13 protein-coding genes are annotated in these 17555 nt (G+C 75.0%); 3 read left to right on the forward strand and 10 right to left on the reverse strand.

Annotated features, from left to right (window positions below):
• Positions 1-39 precede the first annotated feature (39 nt).
• The 4 genes from AC3AQ1_RS07225 to AC3AQ1_RS07240 form a co-directional block, all read right to left on the reverse strand.
• Positions 40-1245, reverse strand: a complete 1206-nt coding sequence (locus AC3AQ1_RS07225; RefSeq protein WP_108718432.1) for an ATP-dependent DNA ligase — start codon at positions 1243-1245, stop codon at positions 40-42.
• A 1-nt stretch (position 1246) separates the two neighbouring features.
• Entirely contained in the window at positions 1247-2263 is a 1017-nt protein-coding gene (locus tag AC3AQ1_RS07230; RefSeq protein WP_108718433.1) for a Gfo/Idh/MocA family protein, read from the reverse strand.
• Positions 2264-2311: 48 nt separating this feature from the next.
• Positions 2312-2830 (reverse strand): hypothetical protein, encoded by a 519-nt coding sequence (locus AC3AQ1_RS07235; protein WP_108718434.1) that lies wholly within the window; start codon positions 2828-2830, stop codon positions 2312-2314.
• A gap of 400 nt (positions 2831-3230) precedes the next feature.
• Positions 3231-3518, reverse strand: a complete 288-nt coding sequence (locus tag AC3AQ1_RS07240; protein WP_108718435.1) for a DUF1540 domain-containing protein — start codon at positions 3516-3518, stop codon at positions 3231-3233.
• Positions 3519-3881: 363 nt separating this feature from the next.
• Here AC3AQ1_RS07240 and AC3AQ1_RS07245 point away from each other — a divergent pair, with 363 nt between their 5' ends.
• On the forward strand, positions 3882-4592 hold the full coding sequence (locus AC3AQ1_RS07245) for a 4'-phosphopantetheinyl transferase family protein (protein ID WP_108718436.1): 711 nt from the start codon (positions 3882-3884) through the stop codon (positions 4590-4592).
• A 217-nt stretch (positions 4593-4809) separates the two neighbouring features.
• On the opposite strand, the gene AC3AQ1_RS07250 is transcribed toward AC3AQ1_RS07245, so the two are convergent.
• Both AC3AQ1_RS07250 and AC3AQ1_RS07255 read right to left on the reverse strand, forming a co-directional pair.
• Positions 4810-6177, reverse strand: a complete 1368-nt coding sequence (locus tag AC3AQ1_RS07250) for a M1 family metallopeptidase (RefSeq protein WP_108718437.1) — start codon at positions 6175-6177, stop codon at positions 4810-4812.
• Positions 6178-6350: 173 nt separating this feature from the next.
• Complete coding sequence (locus AC3AQ1_RS07255) at positions 6351-10445, reverse strand: Pls/PosA family non-ribosomal peptide synthetase (protein ID WP_234417875.1); 4095 nt, start codon at positions 10443-10445, stop codon at positions 6351-6353.
• Positions 10446-10562: 117 nt separating this feature from the next.
• On the opposite strand from AC3AQ1_RS07255, the gene AC3AQ1_RS07260 reads away from it, so the two are divergent.
• Together AC3AQ1_RS07260 and AC3AQ1_RS07265 are read left to right on the forward strand one after the other, a co-directional pair.
• A complete protein-coding gene (locus tag AC3AQ1_RS07260) occupies positions 10563-11552 on the forward strand; it encodes an alpha/beta hydrolase (RefSeq protein ID WP_108718438.1) in 990 nt (329 codons plus the stop codon).
• On the forward strand, positions 11549-13192 hold the full coding sequence (locus AC3AQ1_RS07265) for a hypothetical protein (RefSeq protein WP_159096430.1): 1644 nt from the start codon (positions 11549-11551) through the stop codon (positions 13190-13192). Before AC3AQ1_RS07260 ends, AC3AQ1_RS07265 begins: the two co-directional genes overlap by 4 nt.
• Here AC3AQ1_RS07265 and AC3AQ1_RS07270 read toward each other — a convergent pair.
• From AC3AQ1_RS07270 to AC3AQ1_RS07285, 4 genes are all read right to left on the reverse strand, one after another.
• Entirely contained in the window at positions 13162-13767 is a 606-nt protein-coding gene (locus tag AC3AQ1_RS07270; RefSeq protein WP_108718440.1) for a hypothetical protein, read from the reverse strand. The genes AC3AQ1_RS07265 and AC3AQ1_RS07270 overlap by 31 nt on opposite strands.
• Entirely contained in the window at positions 13764-14402 is a 639-nt protein-coding gene (locus AC3AQ1_RS07275) for a hypothetical protein (protein WP_108718441.1), read from the reverse strand. The genes AC3AQ1_RS07270 and AC3AQ1_RS07275 overlap by 4 nt, the downstream gene beginning before the upstream one ends.
• Entirely contained in the window at positions 14399-15130 is a 732-nt protein-coding gene (locus AC3AQ1_RS07280; RefSeq protein ID WP_108718442.1) for a hypothetical protein, read from the reverse strand. Before AC3AQ1_RS07280 ends, AC3AQ1_RS07275 begins: the two co-directional genes overlap by 4 nt.
• A 164-nt stretch (positions 15131-15294) precedes the next feature.
• A complete protein-coding gene (locus tag AC3AQ1_RS07285) occupies positions 15295-17370 on the reverse strand; it encodes an elongation factor G (protein ID WP_108718443.1) in 2076 nt (691 codons plus the stop codon).
• Positions 17371-17555 lie beyond the last annotated feature (185 nt).

Below are 17555 nucleotides of genomic sequence, written 5' to 3' on the forward strand. Positions count from 1 at the left end.
GACGTGTCGGAGCCGGGCACGGGCGACGCCCGGGGACGGTCAGCCGGGCAGATCCGCGGTCGGGCCGCCGGGCAGGAGAGTGGCCAGGTCGTACCCGACGACCTCCTCCAGCTGGGCGTAGGTGCACGAGGACGGCTCCCGGTCGGGCCGCCAGCGCAGCAGCTGGGTGGTGTGCCGGAACCGGCTGCCCTCCATGTGGTCGTAGGACACCTCGAGCACGCGCTCCGGGCGCAGCGGGATGAACGACAGGTCCTTCGTGCCGGACCAGCGCGACTGCGCGCCCGGCCTGCGGCCCTCGGCCTGCGCGGCGGGGTCGGCCCAGTCGCCCCAGGGGTGCGCCGCGAGACCGGCCTCGTCGTCGGCGTGGACCACGAGGGGGGCGAGCTCCTCGACGAGCGCCGCACGTCGCGCCATCGGGAACGACGCCGACACCCCGACGAAGCACAGGGGGCCGCCCGCGTCGCCGTCGGACCGACTGCCGCCGCCGTCGTGCTCACCGCTGTGCTCGCCGTCGTACAGCCCGAGCAGCAGCGAGCCCACGAGCGGGCGCTCGGGGGTGGAGTCCTTGTGCTCGCGGTAGCCCGCGAGCACGACGTCGGCGGTGCGCGCGTGCTTGATCTTGAGCATCGTGCGCTTGCCCGGGGCGTAGGGCTCCCCGAGCGGCTTGGCGACCACGCCGTCCAGGCCCGCGCCCTCGAACTCGGCGAACCAGCGCCGCGCGACGTCGGCGTCGGTGGTGCGCGGCGTCGCGTGCACCCGCGGCCCGGTGAGGCGCAGGCCGTCGAGCACGTCGAGCCGCTCGCGCAGCGGACGGTCCAGGAGCGCCTCGTCGCCCAGCGCGAGCACGTCGAAGACGACGAGCATCGCCGGGGCGTGCTCCGCGAGCATCCGGACGCGTGACGCGGCCGGGTGGATGCGCTGCCCGAGCAGCTCGAAGTCCAGGCGCGAACCGCGCGCGAGCACGATCTCGCCGTCGACCACGACGCGTGCCGGGAGCTCGGCGCGGACGGCGGCGACGACGTCGGGGAAGTACCGCGTGATGGAGCGGCCGCTGCGGGAGAGGATCTCCACGCCGTCGGACGCGCTGCCGGCTGCGCCCGCCGCGGCGTCCACGAGCACGATCGCGCGGAACCCGTCCCACTTCGGCTCGTAGGACCAGGGCCCGCCCGCGGCGGCGGCGTCGGGCACCTCGGGGACGGACCGCGCGAGCATCGGCGCGATCGGCGGCGACAGCGGCAGCACCATGTCAGTCCGACTCCACGCCGGCGTCCGGGTCATCGGTCAGCGCGACGCCGAGCTGCTCGGCCGCGGAGCCGAGCACCCGGGCCACGGCGAGCGTGTCGGCGAGCGGCATGACCGCGGACTCGGTGCGTCCCGCGCGCACGCAGCGCGCGACCTCGTCGAACTCGTAGGAGTAGCCCGCGCCCCGGTGCGGCGCGCCGATCTCCTCGGCGTCCTGCCCGTACCGGTGCAGCACGAGGCGGTCGGGGTGGTGGAACCGCGGCGGCAGGTCGAGCCAGCCGTCCGTGCCGTAGATCCGGGCGTCGCCGGGCGTGGGCGCGCGGAACGACGTCTGCAGCGTGGCGGTGCGGCCCTCGCCGAAGTCGACGAGCAGGCCGGCCTCGGCGTCGACCCCGGTGGGCAGCAGCGATCCCCGCGCGACCACCTCCTGCGGCTCCCCGAGCACCATCTGCGCGACGTTGACCACGTAGACGCCGAGGTCGAGCAGCGTCCCGCCGCCGAGTGCGAGGTCGAACAGCCGGTCGTCGGGGTGGAACTCGCGGCGCACGCCGAGGTCGGCGGCGACGGCGCGGACCTCGCCGATCGCCCCGTCGGCGATGAGCTCGCGGGCACGCACGACGGCGGGCAGGAACCTCGTCCAGACGGCCTCCATCGCGAACACCTCGCTCGCGCGGGCCTCGGCGACCACCCGCTCGGCGCCGCCGAACGTCGCGGTGAACGCCTTCTCGACGAGCACCGCCTTGCCCGCCCGGATCGTCGCGATCGCCTGTGCGGCGTGCTGCGCGTGCGGGGTGGCGAGGTAGACGGCGTCGACGTCCGGGTCGGCGAGCAGCTCGCCGTAGGAGCCGTACGCCGTCGCGTCGGGGGCGTGCTCGGCGGTGAAGGACTGGGCTCGCTCGAGGCTGCGGCTCGCGACGGCGGCGATCACGCCGTCGGCCACGTGCCGGAAGTCCTTCGCCACGTTGGTCGCGATCCGCCCCGGCCCGAGGATGCCCCAGCGCAGGGGCTGCTGTGCGCTCATGCGCCCATCCTGCCCCTGCCCCCCGACGCCGCGCCGGTGCGGTCCTGCTCAGGCGGCGAGGACCGCCGCGACGCGCGGGTGCACGACGACCTCGACCGGCCACGAGAGCGCCACCGTCGCGGACCACGCGTCGCCGCCGAACCGGCTCGGCAGCGCGACGGGGCCGCGCGCCACGAGGCGCCGCACCGCCGCACGCAGCGCAGCGCGCGCGCTCGGGTCGCGCACGAGCACGTGGGCGCGTCCCCCGGCCACCCCCGCAAGCACGACGGCGTCGCTCGCCGCCTCCGCCAGGCCCACCTCCGCGGGGTCCAGCTCCGCGCCGACCCGCACGTCGCGGACCAGCCGCAGCACGCGTGCGGCGACCGGAGCGGCGCCGTGACCCGTCAGCCAGACGGACGCGACGCCGTCGCGCACGGCCTCCTGGACGGCGGCGACGACGCGATGGAAGGGCTCGGAGGCGTCGATCTCGACGGTCGACGGATCCGGCGACAGAGCGGGCACGGGCGCAGGGGCGGCGAGCGCCGCGGGACGCGGCGCGGAGGACGGAAGGGTGCTGACGAGGGTCACGGGAGGCTCCGGCGAGGGGACGAGTCGGGGGTCGCGGCGCCCGGACTCGCTTCGCGGGAACTACCGCACGAACGCGAGGCCGGGCCGGGGCATACACCCCGGCATCGGCGGGCAGCACGCGGCGGGCGGCATCGCCGCTGCGCTCGGGTGCTGGGTGCTCGTCACGGGAAGGACGCTAGCGGCCAGCGGGAGGGGCGATCGGGACCTTCGGGGTCGTCTCACATGTCGGACGCGTCGCCGTCGCAGACACGTCGCCGTCCGAAGACAGCACGAGGCCCCCGGACCGATCGGTCCGGGGGCCTCGCAGCTGTCGTCCTCCCAGCGGCGCAGGAGGGGACGGTGGTGCAGCCGCGCGCTGCCGCGCGGGGTCTCTGTGCCTTGCTCGGCCTCGCTCCGGGACTCAGGCCTTGGCGTAGGTGAGGCAGTTGGCGGTGCCGCCGCCGGGGCCGATGCGCACGGCCTCCGCGGTGCACTCCAGGTTCGCGTTGTGGATGCAGTCTGTGCGCTGGCAGGCGCCGACCTGGGCGACGACGCGGTCGAGGCCGCCGCGGGTGCCGATGTCGATGAACGTGGCGCAGTCGGCGTCGCGGTCGACGGTGACGGCGAAGGCGGTACAGCCGTCGTGGTTGTAGGAGCAGCCGGCCACGGCGCACTCGACGACGTGGGGCATCTCGTTGATCGTGGACATGGTGTTCCTCCTCCGTCCGACGCGTGTCGGAATTGGCATGACCATAAACCCGGCATCCGCAATATCGCAACGTTGGTAAGGCATGCCTTTGCGCAGGTCAGAGGCCTAATAGAGGTACTCGGCGGGCTATTTACGGCACGGCATCCGCACCTATTCCGATGCGTCACTCGTGTGTCGTAATTCGATCGCAGCTGGCAGTGCGGGGTGAGCGACCGGGCGAAGGTTGCGGACCGCCGCGTCCGGTGCGCCCACGCCGCAGCACCCTGCGCGCTGCCGCCGCGCCCCACGTGGACACCGCGAGCGCCGCGTCCACCCACGCCGCGCCCCACCACCCCCCAGCCGCGCGACGCCTACGCTGCGGCCGTGGAAGGACAGCTGCCGAACCGCGCCGGCGTCACGGAGTCGGCGGGCGTGGCCGGCTGGGCCCCCACCGGCCGCGCCGTGATCGCGGGCGTCACCGTGGTGTGGGCGCCGACCGCCGCCGTCGACCCGGTCCGCTCGAGCGCATACTCCTGGCTCACCGCGTCCGAGCGAGCCAGACTCGAGGGGATCTCCGACGTCGCGGCCGACGAGACGCTGCTCGGTCGCTACCTGGTCCGGGTGCTCGCCGCCGAGGCGATGGGTTGCGCAGCGGACGCCGTCGTCATCACGGCGACGTGCCCGGCCTGCGGTCGCGAGCACGGCCGGCCGCAGGTCGTGGTGCCGCTCGCCGGCCTGCGGGCGCACCCGACCTTCCCCGCGCCCGAGGTGAGCGTGGCGCACGCCGGTGGGCTCGTCGTCGCCGCCTGCTCCCCCACCGCGCGCGGCCCCGTCGACGGCAACACCACCGACAGCTCGCGGCCGCGGGCGTTCGGTGTCGACACCGAACCCGTCCCGCCCGACGCCACCCGCCACGAGGTCGCGACGCTGCGCGCCTGGACGCAGCGCGAGGCGGTCGCCAAGGCCGAGGGCACGGGGATCGTCGTCGAGCACGGGCCCGGCGTCGTCGCCCGCTACGTGCTGCACGACGTGCCGACGCCCGGCGCGGTGACGAGCCTCGCCGTCGCCGGCGCGGGGTCGACCAGCCCAGCGTGATGCCGACTGCGGGGCAGCCGTGGCCAGGTCGCGCCGGCATGGTCCGTGACGCCACAGCGACTGTCCGTCACGCCGCAGCGACTCAGGCGGTTCGCACGGCCGCGCCGCATGGCGTCATCGCAGGTCAGCGCGATGGGACGCGCGGCCAGTCGGGACTCAGTCGCTGTCGCGTGACGCAGAGTCGCTGTGGCGGAAGACGTCGGCGCTGGCCCCGCAGCTACGGCAGCTGCGGCAGCGCGGGCGTCCGCAGCCAGGCGTCGAACAGCCCGCCGAGGTCGCGCCCGGTCTCCCGCGCCACGTACGCCTCGAAGTCCTCGGTGGTCGCCGTCCCGTGCCGGTGCGCCTGCGTCCACGAGCGCACGACGGCGAAGAACACCTCCTCGCCGAGGGTGCGCCGCAGCGCGTGCACGGTGAGCGCGCCGCGCTTGTACACGCGGTCGTCGAACATCCGGGCCGCACCCGGGTCGGCGACGAGGAGGTCCTGCGGCTGGGCCTTGACCTTCGCGTAGTAGGCGAGGGCACGCGCGTGGGCGGTCGGACCGCCCGACGCCTCGGACCAGATCCACTCGGCGTAGCAGGCGAACCCCTCGTTGAGCCAGATGTCCTGCCACCGCGCGACGCCGACCGAGTTGCCGAACCACTGGTGGGCGAGCTCGTGTGCGATGAGGCGGTCCGAGCCGCCGTTGCCGTCGGCGTGGTTGGCGCCGAAGGTCGCCATGCCCTGGGCCTCGATCGGGATCTCCAGGACGTCGTCCGTCACGACGACCACGTACTTGGCCAGCGGGTAGGGCCCGAAGGCGTCGACGAACGTCCGCATCATCGAGGGCACCCGCTGCGCGATGTCGTGCCGCACGCGGGAGCGCAGTCGCTGCGGGTAGTAGAGCGACCCCGGCACGCCGTCGAGGTCGAGGTGCTCCTCGTCGTAGCGGCCGATCTGCACGGTGGCGAGATAGGGCGCGGCGGGGATGTCCTGGTAGTAGCGCCAGGTCCGCCGGCCGGCGCGCTCGGTGTGCCCGCCCGGCACACCGTTCGTGACGACCCGGTACTCGCGCTCGCACGACACGGAGATCCGGTAGCGGGACTTCTGCGCCGGGTGATCGTTGCACGGGAACCACGTGGGAGCACCGGTCGGCTGCGAGGCGACGAGGGCGCCGTCGGTGAGCTCCTCCCAGCCGATCCGGCCCCAGCGCGTGCGTCGCGGAACCGGCTTGCCGCCGTAGTCGACCTCGACCGTGAACCGGGTACCGGCCGGGATCGCTTCCGGAAGCACCAGCTTGACCTTGGTCGCCGTCTCGAGGTGCCGCACACGCTTGCCGTTGACCCGGACCTCGCTCGCCTTGAGCCCCACGAGATCGAGCTCGAGCCGCACGAGGTGCTCGGTCGCCACGACCGAGAGCACGGCGACGCCGACGAGCCGGTTCGTCCGGACGCGGTAGTCCAGCTCGAGGTCGTAGAGCTCGACGTGGTAGCCGGGGTTGCCGCTGTCGGGGGCGTACGCGTCGGCGACGATCCCCGCGGGGTGCGAGGCGGGGTCGTGCGGACCGGTGTGGAACTCGTTCTTGCGGGCGACGCGTGACTTCGGCATCGGTACGTCTGGTCCGTTCGGCTGGCGGTCGGGCTGGAGCGGTCAGGAGGTCGGGTGGTGCGGGACTCGCCGAGCCTAAGCGGTGCGTGTGACGGCCGCGTGTCACCAGCCGCGTCGGTGGCCGCCTGACGCAGCCTGACGCAGCCCGACGCAGCCCGACGCAGCCGAGCCCCTCACACCTCCTGGTACGCCCGCACGCGCACCGAGCGCCACGGCCCGATCGGGTTCCCGCTCCATCGGCTCCCGACCGGCACGGTCTCCCCGCGCATGACGAGCGAGGCGGGCCCGACGGTCGCGTGGGCCCCGATCGACGCCGCCGGCAGGATCACGCTGTGCGGCCCGAGCGTCGCGCCCTCGCCGAGCGTCACGGTGTCGACGCTCATGACGCGGTCGTGGAAGAGGTGCGTCTGCACCACGCAGCCGCGGTTCACGGTCGCGCCGTCGCCGAGCACCACGAGGTCCGGCTCGGGGAACCAGTAGGACTCGCACCACACGCCGCGTCCGATCCGCACCCCGAGCGAGCGCAGCCAGAGCGCGAGCGCCGGCGTCCCGCTGGCCGAGTTCGCGAACCACGGCGCGGCGAGCATCTCGGTGAACGTGTCGGCCACCTCGGTACGCCAGACGAACGAGGACCACAGCGGGTGCTCACCGGACCGGATCGGGCCGACGAGGAGCCACTTCGCCGCCGTCGTGACGAGCGCGGCTACCACGGCCGCGAGCGTGAGGACCACGCCCGAGGCCAGGGCGGCCCACCAGAACCCCCACCAGCCGGACAGCGCGGCGAGGGTCAGCAGCACCGCGAGGCCCAGCCCGCACGTGAGCAGGACCGGGACGACGCGGCACGCCTCCCACAGCGCACGCCGCACGCGCAGCGAGGGGTCGGGGGCGTACGTGAGGCGCTCGTCGACGGCGGCTGCCACCCGGCGCAACCGGACCGGCGGCGACCCGAGCCACGACGAGCCCGCCTTGGCCTTCGCGGGCGCGATCGACAGCACGGCAACCAGGCCGTCCTTCGGCACCGTGTGGCCCGCACCCGCCATCCCGGAGTTGCCGAGGAACGCGCGCTTGCCGATCCGCGCTGGGGCGATGCGCAGCCAGCCGCGGCGCAGCTCGTAGGAGGCGACCATGGTGTCGTCGGCGAGGAACGCGCCGTCGGCGACGGTGGTCATCGAGGGGATGAGCAGCACGGTCGACGCCTCGACGTGTCGGCCCACCTTGGCGCCGAGCAGGCGCAGCCACAGGGGCGTCGCGAGGCTGGAGTAGATCGGGAACAGGATCGTGCGCGCGAGGTCGAGCAGCCGCTCGGTCGTCCACGCCTGCCAGGCGACGCGCGAGTGCACCGGGTGGTCGCCCGCCACCAGCCCGATCGCGAGCAGTCGCACCGCCCCGACGACGAGCACCGCGAACACCGCGCCCGCGAGCAGCGTGGCGGGCACGAGCCACCGCACGGCGGCGACGGCGAGCTCGCCCCACGTCTGCGCCTCCCGCGCGCCGTGGACGACGAGGAGTCCCCCCGAGCCGAGCGAGACCAGCGGCAGGAGCGCGAGCCCGACGGCGGACACCGCGTACGCCCAGCGCCAGCCCTGGTGCGAGGGCGGGGAGTGCCGCGGCCAGTCGTCGCCGGTGTCGGCGAGCCGCATCGCGGGCGACCCGCCCCACGTCGTCCCCGCGCGCACCTTGCCGAAGACGGCCGACCCGGGCGCCACGTGGGCGCCCTTGCCGATCCGGGCGCCGGGCGCGAGCGTGCTGCGGGCGCCGACGGTCGCGCCGCGGCCCACCTCGATGCTCCCGATCCGGACGGTCTCGCCGTCGACCCAGTAGCCGGCGAGGTCGACCTCGGGCTCGATCGACGCGCCGTCGCCCACCTCGAGCATGCCCGTGACCGGCGGAAGCGTGTGCAGCACGACGTGCCTGCCGACCTTCGCGCCCAACGCTCGCGCGTACATCACCACCCAGGGCGCGCCGGCGAGGCTCACGGCGTCGACCTGGTGGGCGATCTGCTCGGCGAGCCAGAGCCGCATGTGCACCTGCCCCCCGCGTGGGTGGTCCCCCGCACGCACCCCGGCGAGCAGCAGCCGCGCCGACACCGCGGCCACCGCCATCCGGCCCCACGGCGTGCCGAGCACGAGCAGCGCGGGCACGAGCACCCACCACGACGTGACCGGCAGCAGGTCGGGGCCCAGCGCGTCCGGCCCGGCGAGCACCACGAGGTTGCTCGCGAGCAGGACCCACATGAGCCACCGCACGCCCTGGAGCACGAGCAGCGGGACGGCCGTCAGCGTCTGCAGGACCTGGGTGCGCCGCGGCGTGGGCGCGGGCCGGGTGAACGAGGCGGGCTCGCCGTCGTGCTCAGCGTCGAGCTCGCCGACCATGGCGGCCATCGCGCCGAACCGCGGCCGGTCGTACAGGTCGGCCACGGTGACCTCGGGCAGCCGGGTGCGCAGGCGCGAGACGAGCTGCGCCGCCGCGAGCGAGCCGCCGCCGAGGTCGAAGAAGTCGGCGTCCACGCTCGGCACGGGCAGGCCGAGCACCGCCTCCCACTGCTCGGCGAGCCACGCGTGCTCCGCGGGCACACCTGCGGCGCCGCCCTCTGCGCCGGCGCCGACGCCGGGCAGCGGCCAGGGCAGCGCGTCCTTGTCGACCTTGCCGGAGGTGCGCGTCGGGAGATCGGGAACGACGGCGAGCAGCGGCACGAGCGCGGAGGGGAGCTCCGCGGCAAGCGCGGCCCGCGCGGCCTGCCGCTCGAACGCGTCGGTGACGGCGAGGTAGCCCACGAGCAGCGGGGTCCCGGCCGCCGAGCGCCGCACGGCCGCGGCGGCGCCCGTCACCCCGGGCAGACGCTGAAGCGCGTTCTCGACCTCACCGAGCTCGATGCGCCGACCGCCGATCTTCACCTGATCGTCGGCGCGGCCGACGAAGAGCAGCCCCTCGGGCTCGTAACGCACGAGGTCGCCCGAGCGGTAGGCGCGCTCCCAGCCCAGCGCCGGCAGCGGCGCGTACTTCTCGGCGTCCTTCGCGGGGTCGAGGTAGCGCGCGAGCCCGACGCCGCCGATCACCAGCTCGCCGACCTCGCCGTCGCCGACGAGCGCGCCCTCGCGGTTCACGACGGCGAGCGACCAGCCCGCGAGCGGCAGCCCGATCCGTACGGGGCCGGCTCCGTCGAGCGGCGCGGCGCACGCGACGACGGTCGCCTCGGTGGGCCCGTAGGTGTTCCAGACCTCACGGCCCTCCCCGACCAGACGCGCGGCGAGCTCGGGCGGGCACGCCTCGCCGCCGAAGATGAGCAGGCGCACGTTCTCGATGGACTCGGCGGGCCACAGCGCCGCGAGGGTGGGCACCGTGGAGACGGCGGTGATGCCGCGCCGCTCGAGCCACGGCCCGAGGTCCTCGCCGGACCGGACGAGCGCGCGCGGGGCGGGCACGAGGCACGCGCCGCTGCGCCACGCGAGCCACATCTCCTCGCAGCTCGCGTCGAACGCCACCGAGAGACCGGCCAGCACCCGGTCGCCCGGTCCGAGCGGGTCGCCCGCGAGGAAGAGGTCGGCCTCGGCGTCCACGAACGCGGCCGCGCTGCGGTGGCTCACCGCGACGCCCTTGGGCGTGCCGGTCGAGCCGGAGGTGAAGATGATCCACGCGTCGTCGTCGACGGTGGGCTCGCCGTCGTCCGCGCGCGCTGCGTGCTGGATCGCGCCCGCGCTCGTCCCCGCGACGGCGCCGGTCAGCGCGTGCGTGCCGCGCACCAGGCGCAGGGTGCCGGGCCGCTCGACGACGCCCACGACGTCGGCCTCGCGGAACACGAGCGTCGCGCGCTCCTCCGGGTCGTCGGCGTCGACGGGCACGTAGGCCGCACCCGCCGCGATCACGGCGAGGATCTCGACGTACAGCGAACGGTCCCCCGAGGGCAGCCGGACACCGACGCGGTCGCCGCGCCGCACCCCCGCCGCGCGCAGCTCCTGCGCCCGGGCGAGCACGACGTCGAGCAGCTCGGTGTAGGTGAGATAGGAGGCGCGCGCATCCTCGGTGGCAGGCTCGCCGACCTCGCCCGACATCCCCGGCGGGAGCACGGCCGGGACGCCGTCCGGGCCGGTACGGCCCGCGGCAGCGCCACTCCCGGCGCCGACGAACCCTCCGCCGTCGTCGAGTGCGGGGGCGTCGGGGTGCTCCGCCGCGGTCGCGCGGAGCACGTCGAGCAGGGTTCGCGGGGCGGGCGCGAGCGGTGTCGCGTCGAGCAGCGCCGTTCCGGCCGTGGCCGGGGGTTCCTGGGTCACCGTTCTCCTCGTGTCGGGGCGATTGTGCCGGAGCCAGGTGAACGAACGGCGTCGCGACCGGCCGTCGGACCGCACGCGGCGCGACGCCCCGGCCGGTCGCCGATACCCTCGCTGTCCATGGCGCTCCCTCCGGCGACGACCTACGGACCCGACCTGCTCGGCGGCGACTTCCGCAGCGCGAGCCTCCCCCTGCGCCCCGACGCCCGCGGCGCACAGGACCTCGAGGCGACCCTCGTCCGGCTCGGCGACCCCACGCACCGCCGCGCCGTGCTGTACGTGCACGGGTTCTCGGACTACTTCTTCCAGGCCGAGCACGCCCGACGGATCGCCGAGGGCGGCGCGCTGGACTTCTACGCGCTCGACCTGCGCCGGTACGGCCGGTCGCTGCGCCCGGGCCACCTGCCCGGCGACGTGCGCGACCTCGCCGAGTACGACGAGGAGCTGCTCGCCGCCCTCGCCGTGATCCGCGCGGAGGGGCACGAGCAGGTGGTACTCCTCGGGCACTCCACCGGCGGCCTCGTGACGTCCCTGTTCGTCCAGCGGAACGCGGGCGCCGTCGACGCGCTCGTCCTCAACAGCCCCTGGTTCGACGTCAACGACACCGCGCTGCGCCGCCTCACGAGCACGCCGCTGGCCGCCGCGGTCTCCAGCCGAGCACCCGAGCGGGTCGTCGCCAGCCTCGGCAGCGACTACGGCCGGTCGATCCACGCGAGCACGGGCGGGGCGTGGGACTTCGACCTCACGCTCAAGCCCGTCGAGGGGTTCCCCGTGCGGGCCGGCTGGCTCCTCGCGATCCGCCGCGCCCACCACGAGGTCGCGCGCGGACTCCGCCTCAACCTCCCGGTGCTCCTGTGCACGTCGAGCCGCAGCGGCGGCATCGCCGGGCGACGGCCGAGCCCCGCGGAGCTGCGCTCCACGGACACGGTGCTCGACGTGCGCCACATGTGGCGCGTGGTGCCGCACCTCGCTCGCGACGTCACGCTGCGCACGGTGCCGGGCGGCCTGCACGACCTCGCCCTCTCCGCACCCCGACCCCGTGCCGAGTACGAGGACACCGTGCTGCGCTGGATCGCGTCGCGCCTCGACGACGGTCCGGGCACCACGTGAGCGACCCCGTGGTCCCGCCGCGGCCGGACGCTCGCCAGGTTCCAGCGCCCGACGGCGAGCCCGCCCCTCCCGTCGTCCCACCTCGGCCGGACGCCCCGCACAGCACCGCGCCCGACGGCGAGCCCGCCCCTCCCGTCGTCCCACCTCGGCCGGACGCCCCGCACAGCACCGCGCCCGACGGCGAGCCCGACGCCTCGGACCTCGGGCCCGGGCCCGCCGCGCCCCCGCGCGGAGCAGTCGCGACCGCCGCCGCGGAGGCGCGCGCGCTCGTCTCGACGGCCGGCCGGATCCTGCTGCACTACGGACTGCCCCTGCTCGCCGTCGCGACCGTGGGGCTCGCGCTGCGCGAGCGGATCGCGATCTACCTCGCGCCGACCCTCGCGGGCGTGGACGCCGTGCTGGGCATCCTCGTCTTCGCGCTCGCCCCGGCCGTCGCGTTCGGCACGGTCGCCGCGATGCTGCTGCTGGTGGGCCGACGGGCCGACCGCACGGCGTCCGCGGGCGGCCTCGGTGTGCTCGGCAGCGCCCTCCTCATCTACCTGCTCATCTACGAGCAGGACGGTTCGCTGCGCGCGCAGCGCCTGGAGTACCTCGACCAGGCGTTCTTCTCCCAGCTGTGGTCGCTGGACGACCCGGGCGACGCCGGGAACACGATCCCGGACAGCCTCTCGATCACGGTCCTGGTGATCGTGGCCGTCGCGTTCCTGCTCCGGGTCGGCGGTGCGTGGCTGCTCGATCGCTGGAAGAACGCGCGCGAGTCGAGCGGGCAGCCGGCCGGGCTCCCGGCCCGCGTGCTGGCCGGCGTGCTGCGGGTCCTCGTGGCGTACGCCGAGATCGTCTGGATCGTGCTCGCCGTCGTCTCGCTCTCGGCGATCCAGGACGAGTTCGGCACCTGGTGGTCCGAGCGCGCCGTCGTGCACGCCGTGTCGGCGTGGTGGACCGGGCTGGGCCTGCCCGACGTCACGGGTGTGGTCGGCGGGCTCGCCACCGCGGGCGGGGTGCTCGTCGGCGCCGTCGTCGCCGGGCTGGTCGTGCCCCTCGTGTGGCTCGCGCTCGCCGCGATCGTCTACGGCTCCCGCTTCGGCGACGTCGCCGGCGTCGCCGAGCGCGCCGCGCGACTGACGTCCGCCGCGCAGCAGCGCGTCACGAGCGTGGTCCGCCTGCGCCGCGGTACCGGACGCGGCACGGACCTCGCGCGTCTGGAGCGCTCATGGGCCCGCTTGACCGAGCCCGAGGGCCGCTGGGACGCGCTCGGCGGAGCGGGCGGACTCGTCCTCGCCCTCGGACCTGTCCCGGTGCTCGTGTACTGCGTCGCGTTCGGGCTGGTGCAGCAGGTCCAGTACCCGATCTGGTGGCTCGCGGAGCTCCTGCCGCTGACACGCCGCTCCGACTGGGGGCCGGTCTCGGTGCTGGTCGAGGCGTGCATCACGGTCGTGACCCTGACGCTCACGGTGGCGGTCGTCGCCGCGGCGGCGGACCGAGCCCTTCGGCTCGCGGGGCTCGGGACGGCGCTCCAGCGAGGCCTCACCCAGGGGCGGCCACCGAGCCTCGGCCAGACGCTCGAGAACGCGCAGGTCGAGGTCGTCCAGCCGATCGGTGTCCCGCCGGCTCAGCTCTCCGGGACGGGGAACGACCAGTAGGGGTTCGAGGGATACCGCGGGACCACGTCGACCGTGACCGGACGCACGCCGTCAGCCATCACGACGATCTGCTCGAACGAACCCAGCTCGCTCGGCAGGTACATGAGGGAACCCTCGGAGGTGAGTCCCGAGGGGAGGTAGGACGGCTGGGAGTAGGCGTTGCCGTCGTCGGCGTGCACGAGGAGGTCGGCCGAGCCGCTGATCTCGCCCTCGGGGTAGGACCCGTCGTCCTCCTCGGGTGGCAGACCGACGATGGCGATCGTGACGATCCACGCGGTGAAGCCGTCCGGGACCGTCCACTCGTCGTAGGGGCCGACCACCGTCTGGGCGGACGCCACCGAGTCCAGCCGCAGGCCGAACGACCCGATCCAGCCGACGCCGTCGTCGCGGATCGGCGTGCGACGCACGCCGTTGGTGTTGAGCCAGCTCTCCACCGGCGTCCAGGCGATGCTCACCGCGCCCGCGACGATGCCGAGGATCGACAGGACGGCGACGAGCGCGGTGCGGCCGCGGCCAGGGGAACGCCGCGCCGCAGCCCCCGGCGGGGTCAGGGCCTCGATCAGGGTCTCGGTCACTCCTCCTCCTCGAGGACCCACTGCGGCTCGATCACGTCGACCGGGCCGTCCTCGCGGACGATGTCGGCGTCGGTCACGGGCACCACCGCCACCTCGAGCGGCAGGCCCGTGGTCGGGCTCTCCGGCATGACGACGACGAGGCCGTCGCCGACGGCGTCGGCCGGCAGCTCGAGCACGACCTCCGTGAACCACCACTGGCCCACCTGCGCGTCGAGGATCCAGGGCGTCGGCTGACGGTCGTCGGGGTAGAAGACGCGCCCGTCGGCGGCCTGGAACGCGACCCTCTTCATCCCGACGGGTCGGCTGACCCCCTGGTACGCCACTCGCACGAGCAGGAACGTGCCCGGCGTGGTGAGCTCGGTCGTCGTGTCGAAGTCGTTCGTGACGCGCACGACGTCCGCCTGGTGCGGTGCGCCGACCACGATGCGGGCGCCGGCGGCGTCGACCGGCTCGTCGAGGACGCCGGGCACCTCCCGGGTGCCGACCGCGTCCGGCCGGTTGCCCTGGAACCAGCCGAGGCCGAGCACGAGCGCCGCCAGCACGGCGACGACGGCGACCCTCGCCCCGGCGGGACGGCGCGAGCTGGCGCCGGGCTGGGACTCGGGCTGGGCCTCGGGCTGGGTCGCGGTGGTCATCCGTCGCTCCCGGCTGCGTCGTCCGCGTCGGTGCCGGCGTCGTCGCCGGCGAGCTCGCGCGCCAGGGCCGCGGTCATCGTCTCCGCCACGGCGTCGTCGCGTGGCAGCGCCACGGTGCCGACCGCCTGCACGGGCCACCAGCCCTCCTCGCCGTTGAGCGCGTGCGGGTGGTAGTCGTACTCGACGAGCACCAGCTCGAGCGGGTCGTCCCCGCTCGGCGGCTGCGCGCCGTCGAGCATCTCGTAGAGCACGACGACGTCGAGCGTGACGTCGGGCGCGAGCGTCCAGGTCGCGTCCAGCTCGCCGGACCGGTGCGTCTCGCCCGTGACGGTGTCGACCGCGACGCCCGGCAGCTCGAACATCGACAGGGGAAGACCGGCCGTGTACCCGCCGGTGTTCGTCACGGTGAGGCCGAGCGCGAGCATCGGCGTGACCTCGTCCGGATCCCAGGTGTCGACGTGCTCGTAGACCGTCCAGCCCGTCGCCACGATCCGGAACTGGCCGAGGTCGACCTCCTCGCCCGGTGCGACCTCGGGCAGCCCCTCGGGCGCGACCCGGCGCCAGCCGCCGAGCAGGCCGATCACGAGAACCATGAGCACGACGGCGGCGATCGTGACCCACGTCCAGCGCGACCGCAGCACGCGCCGCGCGAGCGAGCGCACGCCGTCGGGCGCGGGTTCGTCCGGCGGCAACGGCGCGGGCGCCTCGGGCAGGGTGACGTGGGACATCGCAGCGAAGCCTAACGGCGGCGCATCGAGCGAGCTCGGCGCGCCGCCGAAGACGGGGGCGCGCCACCCTTCCGGGTGAGGTATGGTTTCCGCCAGCTGGCCCGTCGACCGCCCCCTGCCGACGGGCCAGCCCTTCTTTGCCCGGACGCCGCAGCCCGAGCCGGTCACCCCGCCTGTGCGGTGGACACCTCGTAGCCGGCCGGCTCGGTCACCATCTCCCCACGCCCGTGCGTCATGGCGCGCAGGTCGAGCAGGTAGCGGTCGAGCTCGCTCGCAGGCACCCGCGCCGTGACCACGACGTCCCCGCCGTCCTCGCTCATCGACGTGCCCGTCACCTGGCCGCGGCGCGCCGCGATGTCGCCCATCACGTCGCCCTGCACGTCCAGCGGCGCACGCACGGTGAGCGCGACCATCGGCTCGAGCAGCACGCTGCCGCCCTGCTCGAGCGCCGCACGCACCCCGCTCGCCGCCGCGGTGCGAAACGCCATCTCGGAGGAGTCCACCGAGTGCGCCTTGCCGTCCAGCAGCTCGACCTGGAGGTCGACCACGCGGTGGCCGCGCGGACCGCCGCCGGCCATCGCGTCCTGCACGCCACGCTCGACGGCCGGGATGAACTGCCGGGGCACGGACCCACCGACCACCCGGTCGACGAACCGCAGACCCTCGCCGCGGGCGAGCGGCGAGACGCGCAGCTGGACGACGGCGAACTGCCCGTGGCCGCCGGACTGCTTCTTCAGCCGCCCCTCGACCTCGACCTCACGCGCGATGGTCTCCGTGTAGGCCACCTGGACCGGCTCGGTGCGCACCTGCACGCCGAGCAGGCGCGCCATCCGCTCGACCGCCACGGCCACGTGCTGGTCGCCGAGCCCGCGCAGCACCGTCTGCCCGTCGGGGCGGTCGACGACGAGCGTCGGGTCCGCCGCGACGAGCCGCGCCAGCGCGGTCGGCAGGCGCTCCTCGTCGCCCGGCCGCTCGGGCACGAGCGCGACGGCGTAGCCCGGTGTGGGCGGCGTCGGCAGCAGGGGCCGGGCGGTGCCGGGGTTGGCCGCCAGCAGGCTGCCGGTCGGGGAGTCGGTGAGCTTGGCGACCCCGACGATCTGCCCGGCCACGACGGCGTCGGTCGGCAGGTGCTCGGCCCCGCGCAGGCGGAAGGGCGCGTGCACGCGCTCGGTCGCCCCGGTCGCGGCGTTGACGAGGTGCGCGCTCCCGCGCACCGACCCCGAGAGCACCTTGACGAACGAGACGAGCCCGACGAACGGGTCCGTGAGGGTGCGGAAGACCTGGAGCACGAGCTCGCCGTCGGGGTCCGCGACGACCTCCTGCAGCACGGCGTCCTCGCCGCGGCCGAGCACGACCCGTGCGGGCCGGTCGGCCGGGCTGGGTGCGAGCTCGCAGACGTAGGTGAGCAGCTCGGCCACCCCCACCCCGGTCTGCGCCGAGACGAGCAGCACCGGGAGCGCCTCCCGTGCGGCGACCTCGCGGCGCAGCGTCGCCTCGAGCTCGGCGGCCGCGGGCTCGTCGCCGTCGAGGTAGCGCTCGAGCTGCGCGTCGTCGTGGGACACGATCTCCTCGGCGACCTCCTCGTGCAGGGCGCGCTCCTCCTGCTCCACGTCGGCCGGGACGGCCACGGTGTGGTGACCTGCGCCGTCGTACTCCACGCCGGTGTCGGTGAGGACGTCCGCGAGGCCGTGCAGCGCGGACTCCTCCCCCAGCGGCAGCTCGAGCGGCACCACGGCCATCCCGCTGCCGGCCGCGAGCTCGCGCAGCTGCACGAGCACGGTGTGGAAGTCGGCCCGCTGCTTGTCCTCCTTCGTGATCACCGCGATCACGGGCAGGTCCAGCTCCGCCGCCCGCCGCCATGCGGCGAGGGTGCCCGGCTGCACGCCGTCGACGGCGGACACGGCCAGCAGCGCGACGTCGGCGACGGCGAGCGCGGCGTCGGCCGCACCCGCGAAGTCCGGGCTGCCGGGCGTGTCCAGCAGGGTGACGTGGTGCGGCTCGCCCCCGGGCGGGGTCCACGCGAGATCGGCGACGGCGAGGGTCACCGAGGAGCCGCGCGCGATCTCCTCCGCGTCGTGGTCGCAGACGGTGGTGCCGTCCTCGACCCGACCCGCTCGCGTGCGGGCGCCCGAGGCGACGAGCATCGCCTCGGCCAGCGTGGTGGTGCCGCTCCCTGCGTGCCCCACGAGGGCGACGTTGCGGACACGGTCTGTTCTGACGGGCATCGTTGCCTCGCTCATGGCGACCTCCGGGATCCGAGTGCGACCCAGGCTAGGTGGCACGCACCACATTCGGGAGGGGACCTTCGGCCCCCTCACCGGCCGCATCCTGCGTGAGCGCTCCCAACCTCGGTGTGAACATCCTGTGGGTTCAACCGTCCGGGGTGATCGACGGGTGCGGCGGCGGGTCGCGACCTGTCAGACTC

It is taken from the genome of Miniimonas sp. S16 (assembly GCF_057748195.1).